The organism is Prosthecobacter sp. (genome assembly GCF_044226605.1).
Taxonomy (GTDB): Bacteria; Verrucomicrobiota; Verrucomicrobiia; order Verrucomicrobiales; family Verrucomicrobiaceae; genus Prosthecobacter.
Genome location: NZ_JBGAGS010000016.1, coordinates 143,953 through 160,708, shown reverse-complemented (window position 1 = coordinate 160,708; position 16,756 = coordinate 143,953). Strand labels below are relative to the sequence as shown.

Below are 16,756 nucleotides of genomic sequence, written 5' to 3'. Positions count from 1 at the left end.
ATTCACGATTCACTCACAGAGCAATCGCCAAGATGCGCGCCAGCGCCGATGCTGTGGCGTGTGCTGATGCAGATGTGGCTGGGGGTGGTGCTGGTGCTGAGCATGGCGTACTGGGCCGTGGGCGGGCTGTTGTTTGTGATAGGCGGAGCGGTGCTGGTGCCGCTGCTGCCGGTGGAAAACTCCCGCGCGCTGGGGCAATGGCTGCTGAGCGTGGCCTTCCGGATCTTCCTGGGCTTTTTGCGGATGTGCGGGGTGTATGAGTGTGAGTACGTGGGCTTTGAAGCGCTGAACGATGTCAAAGGAGGATTGATCATCGCGCCGAACCACCCGGCACTGTGGGATGCGGTGTTCATCCTGTCCAAGGTGCACGGGCTGCGCTGCATTTTAAAGGCGTCGCTGATGCACAACCCTTTTCTAAGAGGGGGCTCGAAGCTGGCGGGCTTCATCCCGAACAAGCCAGCGCACAAGATGCTGCAGCAGTCCATCGAGGCGCTGCGGCAGGGAGACAGGCTGCTGTTTTTCCCGGAAGGAACGCGCACGCGCAAACAGGAGGACTGCATCAACACGCTGCAAGGCGGGCTGGGCATCATCGCCACACAGTCGTGCGCGCCCGTGTGGCCGGTGTTCATCGAAACAAACAGCGACTACCTCTGCAAAGGCTGGCCGCTGTGGCATCTGCCGGACAAGAAGATTCGCATGCGGATCACGCTGGGGGAACCGATCGCGAGTCCGCCGGATGAAAGCGCGGCGGAATTTACCAAGCGGCTGCGGGAGGTGTACGTGGCGGCGCTGGGTGGCGGGGAGAAAAGGTGATGGGAGAGGCGATGGCCGACGTTTTGATGCGAATGCGTCTGCTGCTTTTCTTTTTGATCTGCGCCGCCGGACTTGAGGCTGCGCCCAACATACTTCTCATTGTGGCCGATGATCAGCGGCCGGACACGGTGCATGCGCTGGGGAACGCGGTGATCGAGACGCCAAATCTCGACCGGCTGGTGGCATGCGGCACCTCTTTTTCGCGGGCGTATGCGGGGTATCCGATCTGCCATGTGAGCCGTGCGCAGATCCTGACGGGGAACGCGGCTTTCAAGGCGCTGCCGAAGTATCCGGAAGGGGCGATCGATCCGAAGCTGGCGACGCTGGGGGGCACGCTGCAGAAGGCAGGCTACCATACGTGCTACACCGGCAAGTGGCACAATGACGGACATCCGAAACAGCGTGGATACACGACGACGAGCGGGCTGTATTCGAGCGGGGGGGGCAAGGGCGTGACGCAGCCGGAGATGGATGAGCGAGGGAGGCCGCTGACGGGGTATCGCGGATGGACTTTCAAAGACGAAAGCAACAAGGCTGAACTGGACAAGGGCGTGGGACTGCAGCCTGACAACAGCCGGAACGTGGCGGAGGGAGCGATTCACGCGATACTGAGTGCGCCGAAGGACCGGCCGTTCTTTCTGCATGTGAACTTCGCCTTTCCGCATGATCCGCGCCAGTGGCCAGCGGGGATGAAGGACCGGTATGAGGCCACCAAGATGAAGCTGCCGGCGAACTTCGCGCCGAGGCATCCGTTTGACCATGGGAACATCGACGGGCGGGATGAACTGCTGCTGAGGACGCCGCGGGTGGAGAACGAGGTGCGGGAGGAACTGGCGATATATTATGCCATGATCACGGATCTGGATGAGCAGCTGGGGCGCATCCTGGAAGCACTGCCTGCGAGGGACGAGACGATCATCCTTTTTACCAGCGACCAAGGTCTGGCACTGGGGAGCCATGGACTGCTGGGGAAGCAGAATGAATACGAGCACAGCATCCGCAGCCCGCTGATCATCTGCGCGCCGGGGCTGCCGAAGAACGAACGCAGCGCGGCGCTGGTGAACCTGAGCGATCTGTTTCCGACGCTGTGTGATCTGGCGGGTGTGGCGACGCCGGCGACGGTGGAGTCTAAGAGCCTCGTGCCTCTGCTTCGGCGTGAGACGGAGCGGGTGCATGAGTTTGTGACGGGGGCGTTTACGGATACACAGCGGATGATCTGCGACGAGCGCTGGAAGTACGTACTGTACCCGAAGGCTGGGAGGGAGCAGCTGTTTGATTTGCAGAATGATCCGGATGAGATGCGGGACCTGAGCGCGGACCCGGCGCAGCGGGAGAGAAAAGACGAGCTCGCCGCCAGACTGCGCAACTGGCGGGAGCAAAACGGCGACCCAGACTTGTAGAGAAGCTGCAGCCTTGCGGATGAAAGGCTGCGCAGGAGCGACCGTTCATGGCATCTCGCATGAAACACCTCTCGCTGGCACTCGTCTTCGCCCTTTCGACCGTACAAGCACAGAATCCCGCTCCTGCCGCCAAGCCAAAGGCGCCTGACGCTGTGGACAAGCTGGCAGCGGTGCACAAGCCCACGCGGGTGGTGACGTACAAGAAGGTGGGGGAGCAGGAGCTGCAAATGCATGTGTTTGAACCCGAGGGCCTCAAGGCGGGCGACAGCCGCGCCTGCTTTCTCATCATTCATGGCGGCGGGTGGACTGGCGGCGCCCCTCCACGGATGTACTCGTTTGCAGCGCACTATGCGAAGCTGGGGATGGTGGGGATCAGCATGCAGTACCGGCTGCACAGCAAGAAGACGGGTGTCACGGTCTTTGACTGCGTGAAGGATGCCCGCTCAGCGGTGCGCTACATCCGCAGCCATGCCACGGAGCTGGGCATTGATCCGCAAAAACTGATTGTGAGCGGCGGCTCGGCCGGAGGCCATCTTGCGGCAGCCACGGCCCTGTTTGACAACGTGAATGAGGATGGCGATGACCTCAAAGTCCCGGCCACGCCGAACGCCCTGGTGCTGCTTTTCCCCGTGATCGACACTTCCAAGGAAGGCTACGGCAATGAAAAAATCGGCGAACGCTGGGAGGAACTGTCCCCCTTGCATCACGTGCACCCGGGCGTGCCGCCCACGATTATCTTCCATGGAACGGGAGACACCGTGACGCCGTATGCGGGAGCCAAGGCCTTTCAGGAGGCGATGGTCAAGGCGGGCAACCGCTGCGAACTCGACACGAATGAAGGCGGCGCGCATGGATATCTCATGCGCAGCAAAGCACTGCACGATGACACCCTGCAAAAGACGGATGTGTTTCTGAAGTCCCTGGGGCTGCTGCCGTGAAGAGGGGCCGCCGGGAGCGGCATTTACTCCTCGATCCACACGGGCGTTCCTTCAGGAACGAGATCAAAGAGATCGATCACCGCACGATTGCGCAGGCGTATGCAGCCGTGGCTTGAAGGGCGGCCAATGCTGCCTTCGTCATTGGTGCCGTGGATGTAGATGTAGCGCTGGTAGGTGTTGGCATTGCGCGGCTCAGTGCCGTGCAGCCAGAGGATGCGGCTGAGGACGAGGTCTGACTGAGTCTCCATGCCGCGGGACCAATGGCCGACGGGCTGCCGCGATTTGAAGATGGTGCCGCTTTCTGCTTCATCGCCATGCTTTTCCTTCACGACGAAACGACCCAGCGGAGTTTTGTTGCTGCCTTCAGTAAAGCCGATTCCAAATTTGGAGGTGCTGCAGGGCCACTCGCGCACGAGGCGTCTGCCATCAAACAAGCGCAGGCGCTGAGTGCCAATGCTGACTTCCAGGCTGGGGGAGATGAGTTTCATGCTGAGTAGGGTGGAAAGATTGATCAACGGCGACCTTTGCGCATGTGTTTTGGGAAAAATCAAAAAGGCGATTGACGGATTAGACCATTCGGTCTAATGGTTTGCGTATCATGAGCGACCGATCGACCAAAGAACGCATTCTCGACGCAGCCGAAGGGCTGATGCTCGAGAAGAGCTTTCACTCGGTCGGGCTGACGGAAATCCTGGAAGCGGTGAAGGTGCCGAAGGGGTCTTTTTACCACCACTTCAAGTCCAAGGAGCAATTCGGCGTGGAGATGCTGAAGCACTATGTGGCGGATGCCACGGCCTATAAAAAGGAGATGCTGCTGTCCCCGACGCCTGAGCCGGATCCGCTGCGCCGGCTGCTGAGCTTCTGCGAGGGCACCATCTGCCGTGTGATGGAGACCAAGGGAAAATGCCCGTGCCTGGTGCTCAAGCTGGCGGCTGAAGTGACGGACATGAGCGAAGCCATGCGCGAGGTGCTCGCGGCTGGAAATCGTGATGCGATCGCCATTCTGGAGCAGGTGCTGCAGGAAGGCATTGAGAAGAAGAAGATCGCTAAAAGTGTGCAGCCCGCCGAAGCGGCAGGAATCATCCACGACCTGTGGAACGGAGCCATGCAACGCTCCGCCATCTGCCGGGATGCCGCTCCGCCGCGTGAGGCGCTGAAGTTCATCCGTGAACTGCTGACACCGTGATTTTTATTTTTCCAGCAACTAAACCGACCAGTCTATTTTTTAACCCTAACATCCTATGAAACCCATTGCCCTAACCACTGAAACCTTTGATGCCGCCCTGGCCAACACCGACAAGCCCGTCCTCGTGGACTTCTGGGCGGAGTGGTGCGGCCCCTGCAAAATGATGTCTCCCATTCTCGACCAACTCGCCACGGAGCAGGAAGGACGGGCCACGATTGCCAAGGTGGACATCGACACCTACCCGGACCTGCAGGAGCGTTTCGGCATCCGCGCCATTCCCACGCTGATCGTCTTCAAAAACGGCCAGCCGGTGAACACGATCACCGGTGTGAAAAGCAAGGGCTTTCTCGAAGCCGCACTGACCGCCTGATCCCCCCTTCCCTTCCCGATCACAAGACAAACCATAAACCACCACACTCATGTCCATCGACCTCACCCAACGTCCCCCACGCAGCCCGCGCGTCCGCCTCGGCGGCTATGTGCTGCTGCCACGCCTGCTCGACAAATGCCGCGCTGAAATCGCCGGCAAAAACGGCGAGTACCATTACAACTGCCCGCTGGATCAGCGCTTTCTCAAGTTCACCGGCATTGACGCCGAAGCGCTGAAAGCCGAGGCGGCCAAAGGCCTGGGGGATGCCGACATGTTCTCCTGGATCGAGAAAAGCGCTCTGTACAAACGAAGCGATTATGAAGTGGAGCAATGGAGCCGGTTCCGCGAAAGCGCGGTTCCTGCGGACAACGAAAGCCGCGAGTACATCAGCGCCCAGATCGCCAAGTCAGGCGGCGAAGCGCGTGAAGACATCGGCACGTGGTTCGACTTTCTCGACTTCGACGACTACGTCTCCTTCGGCGGCAAAGCTTAATCCCATCTCAATCACTCTCTCAATCCATTCAATCAACTCAAGATCTCATCTCCATGAAAACCTCATTCGAAAACAAAGTTGTCCTCGTCACCGGTGCCACCAGCGGCATTGGCAAAGTCACTGCACTCGCTTTTGGCAAGGCGGGAGCGAAAGTCGTCATCAGCGGCCGCCGTGAAGCTGAAGGGCAGGCGGTGGTGGCGGAAATCAAAAGCGCGGGTGGCGAGGCGACGTTTGTGAAAGCGGACGTGGCCGTAGAGGCTGACGTTGAGGCCCTGGTGGCGAAGACGGTGGAAACCTACGGCCGCCTCGACGTGGCTTTTAACAATGCGGGCGTGGAACTGACCGGCCCAGTCGTGGACGTGAACGAAGCGGACTATCGGCGCACCTTTGACATCAATGTGTGGGGTGTGATCACCTCGATGAAACATGAGATTCCCGTGATGCTGAAACAGGGCGGCGGTGTGATCATCAACACAAGCAGCGCCGCCGGGCATGTGGGCATAGCCGGAGCCAGTGTGTATGTGGCGAGCAAGCATGCGGTGGAGGGACTGACAAAAGCCACCGCTCTTGAATACGCCAAGCAGGGAATACGCGTGAACGCCGTGGCCCCCGCTGTGATCGAGACCGACATGTTTGAGCGCTTCACCGGTGGCAGTGAAGAGGCGGCCAACTACATGCGCTCCCTGCATCCCGTTGGCCGAGGAGGACGTCCGGAAGAGATCGCCAATCCGGTGCTGTTTCTGGCCAGCGATGCGGCCTCGTTCATCACGGGTGCTTCGCTGAATGTGGATGGTGGGTTCCTGGCGCAGTGATTTGCTGGGATTAACTCTTTAAACCGCAGAAAAAATTTCACAGCCATCCTTGGTGATGGCTGTGTTTTTTTATGCTGGATGTGCACCAGTATTTGGCTGTTGAAGGAAAAATACCCTGGATTTCCCCTCACCCTTACCTCTCCCCAGAGGAGGCCTTGAGCAATGTCATATCATCGATGGGAAGAGGGGATTCGCTTTGTGGCCGAGCGGTATTTTGGGGACCGTTTGTCCAGAAGACACCAGGAACCAAGGGCTTTAGACCTGGAGGACGGCACCCGCCGCCTGCATTTCAGCGAGCGCGCTGTCCACATCTCCGGGGTGCAAATTGACGCCGCGGCAGGCTGAGCTGAGAACATTGACTTTGAAGCCTTCGGCCAGGGCATCGAGCACGGTGAATTTGACGCAGTAGTCCGTGGCGACACCGGCGATGCTGAGTTCGCTGACGCCCTGAGCGCGCAGCCATATCCCCATGCCGGTGGAGGCGCGATGGCCGTTGTCGTGGAGGCCGCTGTAGCTGTCGATGAGGGGATTCATGCCCTTGGTGAAAACGCGGGAGATGCGGCGTGTGTCGAGGCCGGGGGCAAAGAGGGCGCCGCCGGTGTTTTGCACGCAGTGCACGGGCCAGAGGGTCTGAGGCAGGCCATCGAGAGTGATCTGATCAAAGATGTTTTTGCCGGGGTGACTGGCGGCGAAGCTGCCGTGATCGGCAGGATGCCAGTCCTGGGTGGCGACGATGAGTTCGAACTGGGGCATGAGATCATTCACGAGCGGAATGATTTCATCGCCGCCTGATACGGCGAGAGCGCCGCCGGGCATGAAGTCGTTTTGGATGTCGATGAGGAGGAGAGTTTTCATGTGGGGGCGAGGCTGCTGCTGCGGCAGAGATGATCCACGAGCTTGAGCAAGGTGGGGAGGCGGAACGGACCGTGCATGGACTCGATGTGTTGTGCAGCGACGTCTTGAGCAATGCCGATGGAGGTGACGAAGAGAGGCTTCAGGCTTTCACCGCGAAACACGTGGGCGGCGTGAGGAGACTGATCGAAGGAAGTTTTTGCCACGCCGATGACGGGAATGCCGGTGGCCTCATAAAGATGCCAGCCGAGGCCGGGCTCGTCGGGGCGCAGCCAGACATGGCCGTCGATCACGATGACGAAGGGAGTCTGGGGCAGAAGTTTTAAAACGGCGAGCACGCAAGGCAGTTCCCGACGGTAGAACTGGCCGGGCTGATACTCCGCCACCTCGGGAATGTGGCAGAGGTGCTGCGCCGACGCCTGCTCATCCGCCCAATCTGCAAACACCACGGCGGCGGAGGTGGCTCCGTGCTCGTGGTAGCACACGTCCACGGCAGCGATCATGGATGGAGTGGTGCTCACGATCTGGCTTTTTGAATGAGCTGCAGCTTTTGCTCATGCAGTGTTTTTTCCACACCTGCCGGGTAAGCATGTGGATGCTGGAGGCGCTTCACCGTGGCATTCAGGTGAGCGAGCTGCTCGCGGCAGCGGCTTTGGATCTCGGGGAGGCCGGGCAGCGCGGCCACCAGCGTTCCCGCCCTGAAAACGGGCTGCAACAGGTCCTCGTGCGAGGAGCCTTCCGGAGGGTGCATGTGGCGTGAGACATCGGTGGGATGCACGATCTCCACCTGCTCTGGGCAGCCGTGTTCTTCATCGTAGATGGCATCGCCGCGAAATTCCCCATCCAGAATGAAGCGGCGCACCTGCTGGATGCCGGGATTGCTGACTTTGACGGCCTGCTCGCTGAGCTTGATCTTGGGCTCCCAGGCGCCGTGTTCGTTGCGGATGGCGCCGAGTTTGTACACGCCGCCGAGAGCGGGCTGCGAGCCGCCGGTGACCATCTGAGTGCCGACACCCCACACGCTGATCTTTGCGCCCTGATGCTTGAGGCTTTCGATGAGGTTTTCGTCGAGGTCGTTGCTGGCAACGATGAATGCGTTGGTAAATCCGCCTTCATCGAGGATGCGGCGGGCTTCGATGCTAAGCCAGGCAAGGTCGCCTGAATCGAGGCGGATGCCTGCAAGGTCGTGACCACGTTCGCGAAGGCGTCTGCCCACCTCCACGGCGTGGCGCACGCCTTCGAGGGTGTCGTAGGTGTCCACGAGGAAGACGCAGTTGTTGGGCAGCGCATTGGCGTAGCACTCAAAGGCCTCCAGTTCGGTATCGAAGGACATGACCCACGAATGGGCATGAGTGCCGCGCACGGGAATGCCGTGGGTCATTCCGGCGAGCACGTTTGAAGTGGAAGAACAGCCGCCGATGAAGGCGGCGCGGCTGGCCATGATGGCGCCATCCGGCCCCTGGGCGCGACGCAGGCCGAACTCCAGCACGGCCTCCCCCTGTGCGGCGAGACAGACGCGGGCGGACTTGGTGGCGATGAGGGTTTGGAAATTGATCATGTTCAGCAGGGCCGTTTCGACGAGCTGTGCCTGAATGAGCGGGCCTTTGATGCGAAGAAGAGGCTCGTGAGGGAAGACGACGGTGCCCTCGGGGATGGCGTCCACATCGCAGGTCCATTCGAGAGCGGCGAGGTAGTCGAGGAAGCCGCGTTCAAAGAGGGGCTTGCCGTCACGCCCCGGGAGCGTGGCGAGGTATTCGATCTCCGCCGTGCTGAAGCGGAAGTTTTTCAACCACGTCACCACATCGCCCAAGCCAGCGGCGATGGCGTAGCCACCGGAGAAGGGCAGCTTGCGAAAGAACAGATGGAACACGGCCTGCTGCTCGGCCTTGCCGCATTTCCAGTATCCGGCGGCCATGGTGAGCTGGTAGAGATCGGTGAGGAGAGGGCTGGTGGTCATGGATGGATTAATAAGGAGGCAGCAGGCGACGGAAGCCGTGAAGGATGACGATGACAAGAAAGAAGAGGTTTCGCAGAAGAATGGCGGGCCAGAAAAATCCGGGGCTCTGGCGGCTGTCTGCGGCCAGTGCATCGGCCATATGCCGAATGTAGCCGACCGAGCGGGGCCATTCGAAAATGCCATTGATCCATTCGCGAGGGATGCCCGCTTCGCCCGTTTCAGCACCGCAGACAGCCCCGGTGATGGCTGCCACGGTGTCGGTGTCTCCACCGCAAAGGATGACGGAGCGTACGGCGGAACTGAAGTCGCCACGATGCCGCAGCCAGGCATACAGAGACACCGCGACGGTGCTGGGAGCGAAGCCGCTCACGCCATGGTCGCAGCCGATTTCTGCGGCGTAATCGGGCACGCTTTTGTCAGCGACCAATGCGGTCTTCAGGACAGCAAAGCGTGTTTTCATTTCGGCGCTGAAGATGAGGTTTTCCAAAATGGGGAGCACATCCTGCGTTGGGATGTGGCGTGCAGCGAGGCATGCGGCTTCGGCGACAAGAACGGCTGACTCATAGGCACGCGTGTCTGTGTGAGTGAGGCGGCAGGCGGCGAGGGCAAACGCGTGGCGTTTGATTTCATCATCGGCAAACACCACGCCGATGATGGCGCTGCGCATGGCGGCACCATTGCTGGCCGAATGCACCCCTGCCTTTGAAGCCGGAAAGCCGGTCCACATTTTTAGGATGGCCCGGGCGGTGCTGAGTCCGACTCCGGCCGGCAAGGCCAGCAGCCACCAGCGCAGCTTCCAGCTCAAGGCCTGCTGCATGGCCAGGGGATCGTCTCCATGCTCGACGAGAGCGGCGGCCAGCATGAGGGTGTGCTCGGTGTCGTCGCTGCACATGCCGCGGCCGAAAAGGAAGCGATGCCCATCGCCGAGCTTCATCGCGGCAACGCGCCTGCGTGACAAGCCCTCGGCAGGAAGACCGAGGGAATCTCCCACCGCGGTCCCGAGCAGGCAGCCGAGGATGGAAGCATGATGGCGAGGGGCGCTCATGAGGTGCCGAATTTCTGAGTGACCGTGATCTGACCGACGATGTGATGATTGAACTCTTCAAGCTCCTCGGCAGGGACCCAGAGCTCCCGATGCACGGCGGCGCCGACGACCTGCTCTGAGAAGCGGCTCAGGTATTCAGTGTCCACATCAAAACGGGTGACGAAGCCCGAGCCTGAGGCGGGCACGTTCCAGTCGCGGGCGATCTGGATGGCGTAGTCCTCATTCATGACGGGGTAAAAGATGGGCTGATCGGGGAGTCGCGGCGGAAAGGCTTTCCAGCCGGAGTCTTCGATCAGCTTCAGTTCCTTTGGGCCGACGGGGCGGTAGAGAGTGGTGGTGCTCATGGCTGTGGCTGAAGCAGAGCTTCGTAGCGCTGCCGATCTGCCGCCGCGAAGCAGCAGAAGATGACCTGCTTCAGGGACGAGGGCGTGCCGAGGAACTCGCGGACTGTCTCCACAGCGATCTGTGCGGCCTGGTCCGGCGGGAAGTGGTAGACGCCGGTGGAGATGCAGGGAAAGGCAATGCTGACGAGGTGATGCTCCGCGGCGATGCGAAGCGAATTTGCATAGCAGGAGCGCAGCTTTTCATGCTCGCCATTTTCACCACCGTTCCAAACGGGGCCGACGGTGTGGATGATGTGGCGCGCTTTGAGATTGTAGCCTTTTGTGATTTTGGCCTCGCCGGTGTGGCAGCCATTGAGCGTGCGGCATTCGGTCAGGAGGTCTTTTCCCGCGGCGTGATGAATGGCGCCGTCGACGCCACCACCCCCGAGAAGGGAGGAGTTGGCGGCATTGACGATGGCATCCACATCGAGGGTGGTGATGTCGGCCTGAAGAACGGAGATGATTGGATTCATGGTTTTGAAATTTCTTGTGGTGGTGATCCGAAGTCGTAAACAATGGCGGCAATGCCGCGGTTGCTGAGACGGGAGAGGATGAGAGGCTCGATGCGAACCCAAGCGCCTCCTGCCAGACCGCAGCCGATGCGTGGCATGTGGACGCTGGCGCCTGTTTGCAATGCCTCATCGCCCACACGGGACAATGCTTGATCGACGGCTTCGTAACGTATGGGAGGGAGCTTGGCAGTGGCGCGAATGCCGTGCTGGCCGATCATGTTTGCGACGGTGATCGTTTCGCTCACGCGAACAAACTGGACTTCGCCGAGGGCAAACGGGGGCGTGCATGATACGCCCTCTTTGTGCCACTGGCGGTATTGCAACTCGGGCTGCTTCCAGCGCTTTGACAGCGCGAGGACAAAGCCCGCGCCCCAGCCGCCGATGTCATTGCAGATGTGCGCGATGATGGCCAGACCGGTGGTGGCAGGCAGGGTGGCATCGCCCACAACGCAGCGAATGGGAATGAGTTCGCTCATGGGAAACGAATGAACTGCGGTGGCACGTGATCGACGAGCCAGACGTTGTTGGTGCTAAGGTAAAAGAGGTGACCCGCCTGATGCATTTCAGCAGCGAGGATGGTGAGGAGGACGGGCTTGCCACGACGTGCGCCGACTTCCAAAGTCATCTTGGTATCGACCGAGAGATGCACGTGATGACGTTTCATCTTGAGAAGGCCTTCCGCACGAATGGCGTCAAGGAACTGCCTGGCGGCACCGTGAAAGAGGAGTGCGGGCGGCACTTTGGCCTCGTAGTTTAACTCCACCGGAACCGAGTGCCCCTGACTGGCGCGAATGCGGGTGCCATCGGCACTGTACTCGAAACGCTTTTTGGGATTGGTGGCGACGATGTGATCGAGATCGGCACGGCTCATGGTTTGGTGCGCTTTGGCGCAGCCGGCGAGGAGGTCATCGACACCGACCCAGCCTGCGGAGTCGAGGGTGATGTGGGCGGATTGGGGCTGATGCCGCAGGACCAGACTGAGGAACTTGCTGGTGCTGACTGTTTGTGCGGGAGTCATTGAAATCTGGATGTGAAATGTTTTTGCTCAAATCTGGCGAAGAGTTCGCGCAGCTCTTGCTGGCGCGGGAGTGTCATGCGCCATTCGGCAGGGATGGCGTCGAAGCCGTAGAGCACGCCGGCCAATCCACCGGCGACGCAGCCGGTGGTGTCGGTGTCATCGCCGAGGTTCACGGCTTTGAGGACGCAGTCGGAGAAATTGTCGGTGGTGAGCAGGCACCAGAGGGAGGCGGTGAGCGTCTCCATGACGTAGCCGCCGGAATGGACATGAATTTCTGGCAGGGAAGCGAGGTCGCTATGCAGCAAGCCACGGAAGGCAGCGAGTTCAGGGGAGTCTGGGTAAAGACGCTGGAAGGTCTGCTGTGTTTTTTGAAGGGCATCGTGCGGAGCCGCATCTTGCATGAGTTCTCTAACAACGAGGCCGTGGAAGACGCAGGCCATTTGCGAGCGGGTGTGTCCATGCGTGATGGCCGAGGCCTGCGAGATGCGGGTGATGAAGGTGCTTTCGTCCTGAGGGAGGCTGGCGAGCACCACGGGCAGGATGCGCATTAGGGAGCCGTTGCCGTTGTCATATTGATCGCGGCCTCCAGCCTGCAAGGCGGGAATGCCCTGCCGGATGCGGAGCAAAGCACGCCGGGTGGCAATGCCGATGTCGAAGACGAGTCCATGAGCAGCCCAGTGCCCATGCTCGAACCACTGCAGGAAGCGCTCGCCCATGTCCTGCGGATCAAAGCCATTTTCAGCGAGGCTTTCGGCAGAGCAGAGCAGCAACGAACCATCGTCGCTCCAGGTGCCTGCGGGCTGACCGTGAACACCCTGGCCGCGCATGCCAAGCACGGGATCCTTCCTGCGCATTTCTCGCGGAGCGAACTCCACGGGCACGCCGAGGGCGTCTCCAACGAGGGAGCCGTGGAGGCCGCCGAGGATGCGTTGATGTGGAGTGAGCAGAGTCATAGGTGAATTTGTGAGAGGGTTGGTTCAATTCCCGTCGCTTTGGCCCCAGTGGAAATTGAGGGCTTCGATTTCTGAGATGATGGCGGGAATGCCGCTGGTGGTTCCTTGAGCGGTGACGAGGTCGAGGAATGAGAGGGCATCCGTGAAATGGCAGCGCTCTCTCTCACCGCCAATGTGGAAAACCAGACGGCCGACGGCAGCCATTTTTGCAGCGAGGGTCTGGAGAAGGGCCATGAGGGTGCGATTGCCGCCGAAGGCGCCGCAGCCCCACCAGCCAGTGTGGATGGTGATCTGGGCGGAGGGTACTCCGTGGCGAGCGGACTCAATGACTGCGGCGCTGAAACCGCTGAAGGCGGTCTGTAGAATGTCGGTGATCTGCCGCGGCGTGTAAACGCCTGTGCCAGTGGGCGCGGCGAGGGCAATGATGTGGGAGGGGATGGGAGGATTTAAAACGGTGGTGGCATGAAGCACAGCATCCTGTGTGGCAGAGGCGAAGGCATTTCCATAAAGCGGCTGCGGCGTGGCTGAACTGAGAAATCTGCTCCACCACGGGCGTGCGGAGGTGGCACTACCGGACAGATCGATGCAGCATTGGCGGGGGGCATTGACAATGAGCACGGGGGTGCTGATGCCGTTCTCTCGTGTCAGAGCAGGAGGCTCATGGCGGAGCATGGCCTCGCGCAACGAAGCGAGTGCGGGATGCTCAAGCACCTGCCACTCGTCCTGCGCCATGAGGGGCGAGCCATAGGCGGCGAACAAACGGGGATCGGCGAAGTTCATGTGCCAGATACCGGGATTTGATTCGGTGTAGGTGAAGAAGCCGGCTTCCGCGCGGACCTCGCAGGCATGCAGGTTCATCTCCTGCGGGAGCGGGGCCATCTGCCAGCGGGTATAGCGCAGGGTTCCTGTGAGCGGACCACCTTCGCGACGGACGCGGTCATGGATGGCCTGCTTGTGCGGATGGCGCCAGACGGGCGGGAAGTCGATGGTGAGCCGGGCGAGATCGAAGTCGAGCTGCTGCTGGAGCAGGGGAGTCATGATGAAAACTGGTCTTTGAAGGCGTGGAGATTGGGTCCGGTGCCGGAGGGATCGAAGATGGCGAAGACCACTTCTTTGAACTGGGTGGCGAATGCGCCTCCGGGCTGGAGGAGCATGGCAAACGTGCGGGCGACGAGACGTGGGTCGTTGCGAAAGACACCGCAGCCCCAGGCACCGAGAACGAGACATTCGATCCCGCTATCCACGGCGACATGCAGCACCTGGGTGGCACGCCGACGCAGGGTGGGCTCAACCTCCAGGATGCGATCTGGCTCATTGCGAGAGACGGCACCAGCGTTCGGTGCGGGTGCAGTAATGACGGTGGCAAGCATGGGCTCTTCGAGCAGCTCGCCGCCGTCATCGCGAAAGAACGGAACCTGGGGAGAAGCGATGATGAGATCGAGATAGAGGCAAGAGTGGTGGCTGCGATTGCGATCGTAGTATGTCGGCGCGCAGAGCAGGCAGTCATAGAGCGCGCTGGAGCGTGAAAGGGCCTCCTCCTGGGCCTCGGCTCCATTGAGGAAGCCGCCGCCGGGATTTTTGGCGGAGGCGAAATTGAGGCAGCCGATGCGGGCATGCCCCGCCTGCTTGAGGCGATGCAAGGCAGCGAAGGTGCTCTCGCTGGTGACGGTGAGACGTGCATTGGGCTGGTCACTCTGAAGAGCATGGATGGCTGGAAGAGGGGCATCGTAAATCCGGGTGCCGGCTTTGGCAGCAGCGACCGCGGAGGCGATGTCGATGCGGCAGCCTGAAGAGGCGATGTAGTGGCCGTCTTGAACAATGGCGACGGTTTGCCGGGCGAGCACCTGGCGGGTGGTGCGTTTCATATCTCGAAAAGGAATCCTTTCTTTTTCAGCCGCTCGTATTTCACGGGATCAAAACGGAAGAGCTGAGCCGGGCGGTGGGCTCCTTCGCGGTGCTGCTCTTTGAGGGGGATGAGGAGGTCGAAGCTGAGTACTTTTTTGCGGAAGTTGCGTTTGTCGATGCTGGTGCCGAGAACGCTTTCGTAGAGGCGCTGGAGCTGGGTGAGCGTGAACTTGGGAGGCAGAAGCTCGAAGCCGATGGGCTGGTAGGTGAGCTTGGCGCGGAGGCGGGCGAGAGCGGTGGCAAAGATCTCGGCGTGGTCGAAGGCGAGGGGTGGGACGTCGGACACCGGGAACCAGCGGGCCTCGGCAGCGTCTGTGGAAGCGGCGGTCGTATGGTCCGCGGGTTTTGTCAGTGCGTAGTAGGCGACGCTGACGACACGCTCGCGGGGATCGCGATCGACGGTGCCAAAGGTGTAAAGCTGCTCGAGAAAGATGGTGGTGAGGTTCGTCTCCTCCGCCAGCTCACGGCGTGCGGCCTCGTCCAGGGTCTCCTCCACACGAACGAATCCGCCGGGAAGCGCCCAGTGATCTTTGAAAGGAGCGATGCCGCGGCGGATAAGCAGGACCTGGAGCGCTGATTCGCCGCCATCAAAGCCGAAAACGACGCAGTCCACGGTGAGGGCGGCCCTTGGATATTCGTAAGTGTGTTTCACACACGAAGTAATGTGTAATTTGCACACTAAGTCAAGAGCGGAGTTTGGAGAGGCGGAGCGAGGATATCAGCAAGGGGTCAAGGTGCGCATTCCGGGAGCAGGAGTATGAGGAAGAGGACGAAGCGACCGATCCGGGAGGAGGAAGAAGCTTTTCCGCCCTCCCCTGCCAGACCCACCCCGTCCTTGCATACCCGCTGGGAGGGGGTAGTATCGCGGCCCCCTTGAACCAACCCCATCGTTAGAACCGTCAGAATACCATGAGCACCCTGAAAAATGTCGCCATCGTCGGAGCCACAGGCGCTGTGGGCGCGGAGATGATCCGCTGCCTGGAAGAGCGCAAGTTTCCCGTAGGCAAGCTGACCCTCCTTGCCTCCGCACGCAGCGCCGGTAAGAAGCTGAAGTTCAAGGGCGCAGACATCACCATTCAGGAGCTGACTCCGGATTCTTTCCAAGGCATCGACATCGCGCTGTTCAGCGCGGGTGGCGGCATCTCGCGTGACTTTGCCCCGCATGCGGTGACGGCCGGTGCGGTGGTGGTGGACAATTCCTCCTTCTTCCGTCAGGACCCGAATGTCCCGCTGGTGGTGCCGGAGATCAATGCGGCAGACGTGAAGAGCCACAAGGGCATCATTGCCAATCCGAACTGCACGACGGCGATCTCGCTGATGGCGCTATATCCCCTGCACCAGGCGTTTGGCGTGAAGCGCATCTTTGCCTCCAGCTACCAGGCGGTGTCCGGCACCGGAGCGCAGGCCATCGAAGAACTGGCGAACCAGTCCCGTGAGTGGGCGAGTGAAAACCGCGCCTGGGATGCCGCTAAGCTGGACAGCAAGCCGCACGTTTACCCGCACCAGATCGCCTTCAATGCGATCCCGCATGTGGATTCCTTCCTCGAGTCTGGCTACACGAAGGAAGAAATGAAGATGGAAAACGAAGGCCGCAAGATCATGCACCATGACAAGTTCCGTGCGTCCGTGACCTGCGTGCGCATCCCGGTCTTCCGTGCGCACAGCATCGCCATCAGCGCGGAATTTGAAAAGCCCGTGACGGTGGAAGCCGCACGCGAAATTCTGAGCAAGGCCCCGGGCCTGGATGTGCTGGATGATCCTGCCGCCAAGCAGTATCCGCTGGCGCTCGACATCGCCGGCCGAGACAACTGCGCCGTGGGCCGCCTGCGCCTGGACTGCGCGCTGGACAACGGTCTGTGCTTCTGGGTGGTGGGCGACCAGCTGCTGAAAGGTGCGGCGCTGAATGCCGTGCAGATTGCCGAGTGTCTGCTGTAAGCAGGCTGGCGAAAGGAAGGATTTTCAGGAAGGCGGGGCCACTATCTGGCCCCGCCTTTTTTGCAGTTTGGCTGCGGGACTTGCCGATGAGCGCGCGGAAACCTGCGGAAAAAGCACGACTTACAACTTTCTTACAACCTGCTCACAAGTGGCTGACTCATTCTTCCTGGCCTGTGAGAAACTA

21 protein-coding genes are annotated in these 16,756 nt (G+C 60.7%); 8 read left to right on the top strand and 13 right to left on the bottom strand.

From position 1 onward, the window contains the following. The first annotated feature begins 48 nt into the window (after nt 1-48). The 3 genes from ACILSO_RS22125 to ACILSO_RS22115 are packed head-to-tail and all read left to right on the top strand — an operon-like array spanning nt 49 to nt 3,151. On the top strand, nt 49-813 hold the full coding sequence (locus ACILSO_RS22125; RefSeq protein ID WP_395739640.1) for a lysophospholipid acyltransferase family protein: 765 nt from the start codon (nt 49-51) through the stop codon (nt 811-813). A gap of 32 nt (nt 814-845) precedes the next feature. Beyond that, the gene (locus ACILSO_RS22120) at nt 846-2,213 is read left to right on the top strand and encodes a sulfatase-like hydrolase/transferase (protein ID WP_395739639.1); all 1,368 of its coding nucleotides are present in this window, start codon (nt 846-848) and stop codon (nt 2,211-2,213) included. A 59-nt stretch (nt 2,214-2,272) separates the two neighbouring features. Further along, the gene (locus ACILSO_RS22115; protein ID WP_395739638.1) at nt 2,273-3,151 is read left to right on the top strand and encodes an alpha/beta hydrolase; all 879 of its coding nucleotides are present in this window, start codon (nt 2,273-2,275) and stop codon (nt 3,149-3,151) included. Nucleotides 3,152-3,174: 23 nt separating this feature from the next. Here the strand turns inward: ACILSO_RS22115 and ACILSO_RS22110 are convergent, their stop codons facing one another. Beyond that, nucleotides 3,175-3,639, bottom strand: a complete 465-nt coding sequence (locus ACILSO_RS22110; protein ID WP_395739637.1) for a L,D-transpeptidase family protein — start codon at nt 3,637-3,639, stop codon at nt 3,175-3,177. Nucleotides 3,640-3,749: 110 nt separating this feature from the next. On the opposite strand from ACILSO_RS22110, the gene ACILSO_RS22105 reads away from it, so the two are divergent. Genes ACILSO_RS22105 through ACILSO_RS22090 form a run of 4 tightly spaced genes read left to right on the top strand, consistent with a single transcriptional unit; the run spans nt 3,750 to nt 6,012 of the window. Continuing rightward, complete coding sequence (locus ACILSO_RS22105; RefSeq protein ID WP_395739636.1) at nt 3,750-4,337, top strand: TetR/AcrR family transcriptional regulator; 588 nt, start codon at nt 3,750-3,752, stop codon at nt 4,335-4,337. Between the two features lie 55 nt (nt 4,338-4,392). Continuing rightward, a complete protein-coding gene (gene trxA / locus ACILSO_RS22100; RefSeq protein WP_395739635.1) occupies nt 4,393-4,707 on the top strand; it encodes a thioredoxin in 315 nt (104 codons plus the stop codon). 49 nt (nt 4,708-4,756) lie between these two features. Further along, on the top strand, nt 4,757-5,200 hold the full coding sequence (locus ACILSO_RS22095; protein WP_395739634.1) for a DUF5069 domain-containing protein: 444 nt from the start codon (nt 4,757-4,759) through the stop codon (nt 5,198-5,200). A gap of 53 nt (nt 5,201-5,253) precedes the next feature. Further along, complete coding sequence (locus ACILSO_RS22090) at nt 5,254-6,012, top strand: SDR family oxidoreductase (protein ID WP_395739633.1); 759 nt, start codon at nt 5,254-5,256, stop codon at nt 6,010-6,012. A gap of 255 nt (nt 6,013-6,267) precedes the next feature. On the opposite strand, the gene pncA is transcribed toward ACILSO_RS22090, so the two are convergent. From pncA to ACILSO_RS22030, 12 genes are read right to left on the bottom strand one after another with little or no spacing between them, the layout of a single operon-like run. Continuing rightward, on the bottom strand, nt 6,268-6,867 hold the full coding sequence (gene pncA / locus ACILSO_RS22085) for a bifunctional nicotinamidase/pyrazinamidase (RefSeq protein ID WP_395739632.1): 600 nt from the start codon (nt 6,865-6,867) through the stop codon (nt 6,268-6,270). After that, entirely contained in the window at nt 6,864-7,385 is a 522-nt protein-coding gene (locus tag ACILSO_RS22080) for an endonuclease V (protein ID WP_395739631.1), read from the bottom strand. The genes pncA and ACILSO_RS22080 overlap by 4 nt, the downstream gene beginning before the upstream one ends. Next, on the bottom strand, nt 7,382-8,821 hold the full coding sequence (locus tag ACILSO_RS22075) for a nicotinate phosphoribosyltransferase (RefSeq protein WP_395739630.1): 1,440 nt from the start codon (nt 8,819-8,821) through the stop codon (nt 7,382-7,384). Before ACILSO_RS22075 ends, ACILSO_RS22080 begins: the two co-directional genes overlap by 4 nt. Nucleotides 8,822-8,828: 7 nt before the next feature. Continuing rightward, the gene (locus ACILSO_RS22070) at nt 8,829-9,866 is read right to left on the bottom strand and encodes an ADP-ribosylglycohydrolase family protein (RefSeq protein WP_395739629.1); all 1,038 of its coding nucleotides are present in this window, start codon (nt 9,864-9,866) and stop codon (nt 8,829-8,831) included. Then, nucleotides 9,863-10,210, bottom strand: coding sequence for a hypothetical protein (locus tag ACILSO_RS22065; RefSeq protein ID WP_395739628.1), 348 nt, complete (start codon nt 10,208-10,210; stop codon nt 9,863-9,865). Before ACILSO_RS22065 ends, ACILSO_RS22070 begins: the two co-directional genes overlap by 4 nt. Next, the gene (locus ACILSO_RS22060) at nt 10,207-10,722 is read right to left on the bottom strand and encodes an O-acetyl-ADP-ribose deacetylase (protein ID WP_395739627.1); all 516 of its coding nucleotides are present in this window, start codon (nt 10,720-10,722) and stop codon (nt 10,207-10,209) included. Before ACILSO_RS22060 ends, ACILSO_RS22065 begins: the two co-directional genes overlap by 4 nt. Further along, nucleotides 10,719-11,237: a macro domain-containing protein gene (locus ACILSO_RS22055; RefSeq protein WP_395739626.1), complete on the bottom strand. Its 519-nt coding sequence runs from the start codon at nt 11,235-11,237 to the stop codon at nt 10,719-10,721. The genes ACILSO_RS22060 and ACILSO_RS22055 overlap by 4 nt, the downstream gene beginning before the upstream one ends. After that, nucleotides 11,234-11,779 (bottom strand): RNA 2'-phosphotransferase, encoded by a 546-nt coding sequence (locus ACILSO_RS22050; RefSeq protein WP_395739625.1) that lies wholly within the window; start codon nt 11,777-11,779, stop codon nt 11,234-11,236. The genes ACILSO_RS22055 and ACILSO_RS22050 overlap by 4 nt, the downstream gene beginning before the upstream one ends. Beyond that, nucleotides 11,776-12,732 (bottom strand): ADP-ribosylglycohydrolase family protein, encoded by a 957-nt coding sequence (locus ACILSO_RS22045; RefSeq protein ID WP_395739624.1) that lies wholly within the window; start codon nt 12,730-12,732, stop codon nt 11,776-11,778. Before ACILSO_RS22045 ends, ACILSO_RS22050 begins: the two co-directional genes overlap by 4 nt. A 24-nt stretch (nt 12,733-12,756) precedes the next feature. Further along, nucleotides 12,757-13,770: a hypothetical protein gene (locus ACILSO_RS22040; protein WP_395739623.1), complete on the bottom strand. Its 1,014-nt coding sequence runs from the start codon at nt 13,768-13,770 to the stop codon at nt 12,757-12,759. Further along, the gene (locus ACILSO_RS22035; RefSeq protein WP_395739622.1) at nt 13,767-14,597 is read right to left on the bottom strand and encodes a TIGR02452 family protein; all 831 of its coding nucleotides are present in this window, start codon (nt 14,595-14,597) and stop codon (nt 13,767-13,769) included. The genes ACILSO_RS22040 and ACILSO_RS22035 overlap by 4 nt, the downstream gene beginning before the upstream one ends. Further along, a complete protein-coding gene (locus ACILSO_RS22030; protein WP_395739621.1) occupies nt 14,594-15,289 on the bottom strand; it encodes an NUDIX hydrolase in 696 nt (231 codons plus the stop codon). The genes ACILSO_RS22035 and ACILSO_RS22030 overlap by 4 nt, the downstream gene beginning before the upstream one ends. A gap of 257 nt (nt 15,290-15,546) precedes the next feature. On the opposite strand from ACILSO_RS22030, the gene ACILSO_RS22025 reads away from it, so the two are divergent. After that, a complete protein-coding gene (locus tag ACILSO_RS22025) occupies nt 15,547-16,572 on the top strand; it encodes an aspartate-semialdehyde dehydrogenase (RefSeq protein ID WP_395739620.1) in 1,026 nt (341 codons plus the stop codon). The last annotated feature ends 184 nt before the right edge of the window (nt 16,573-16,756 follow it).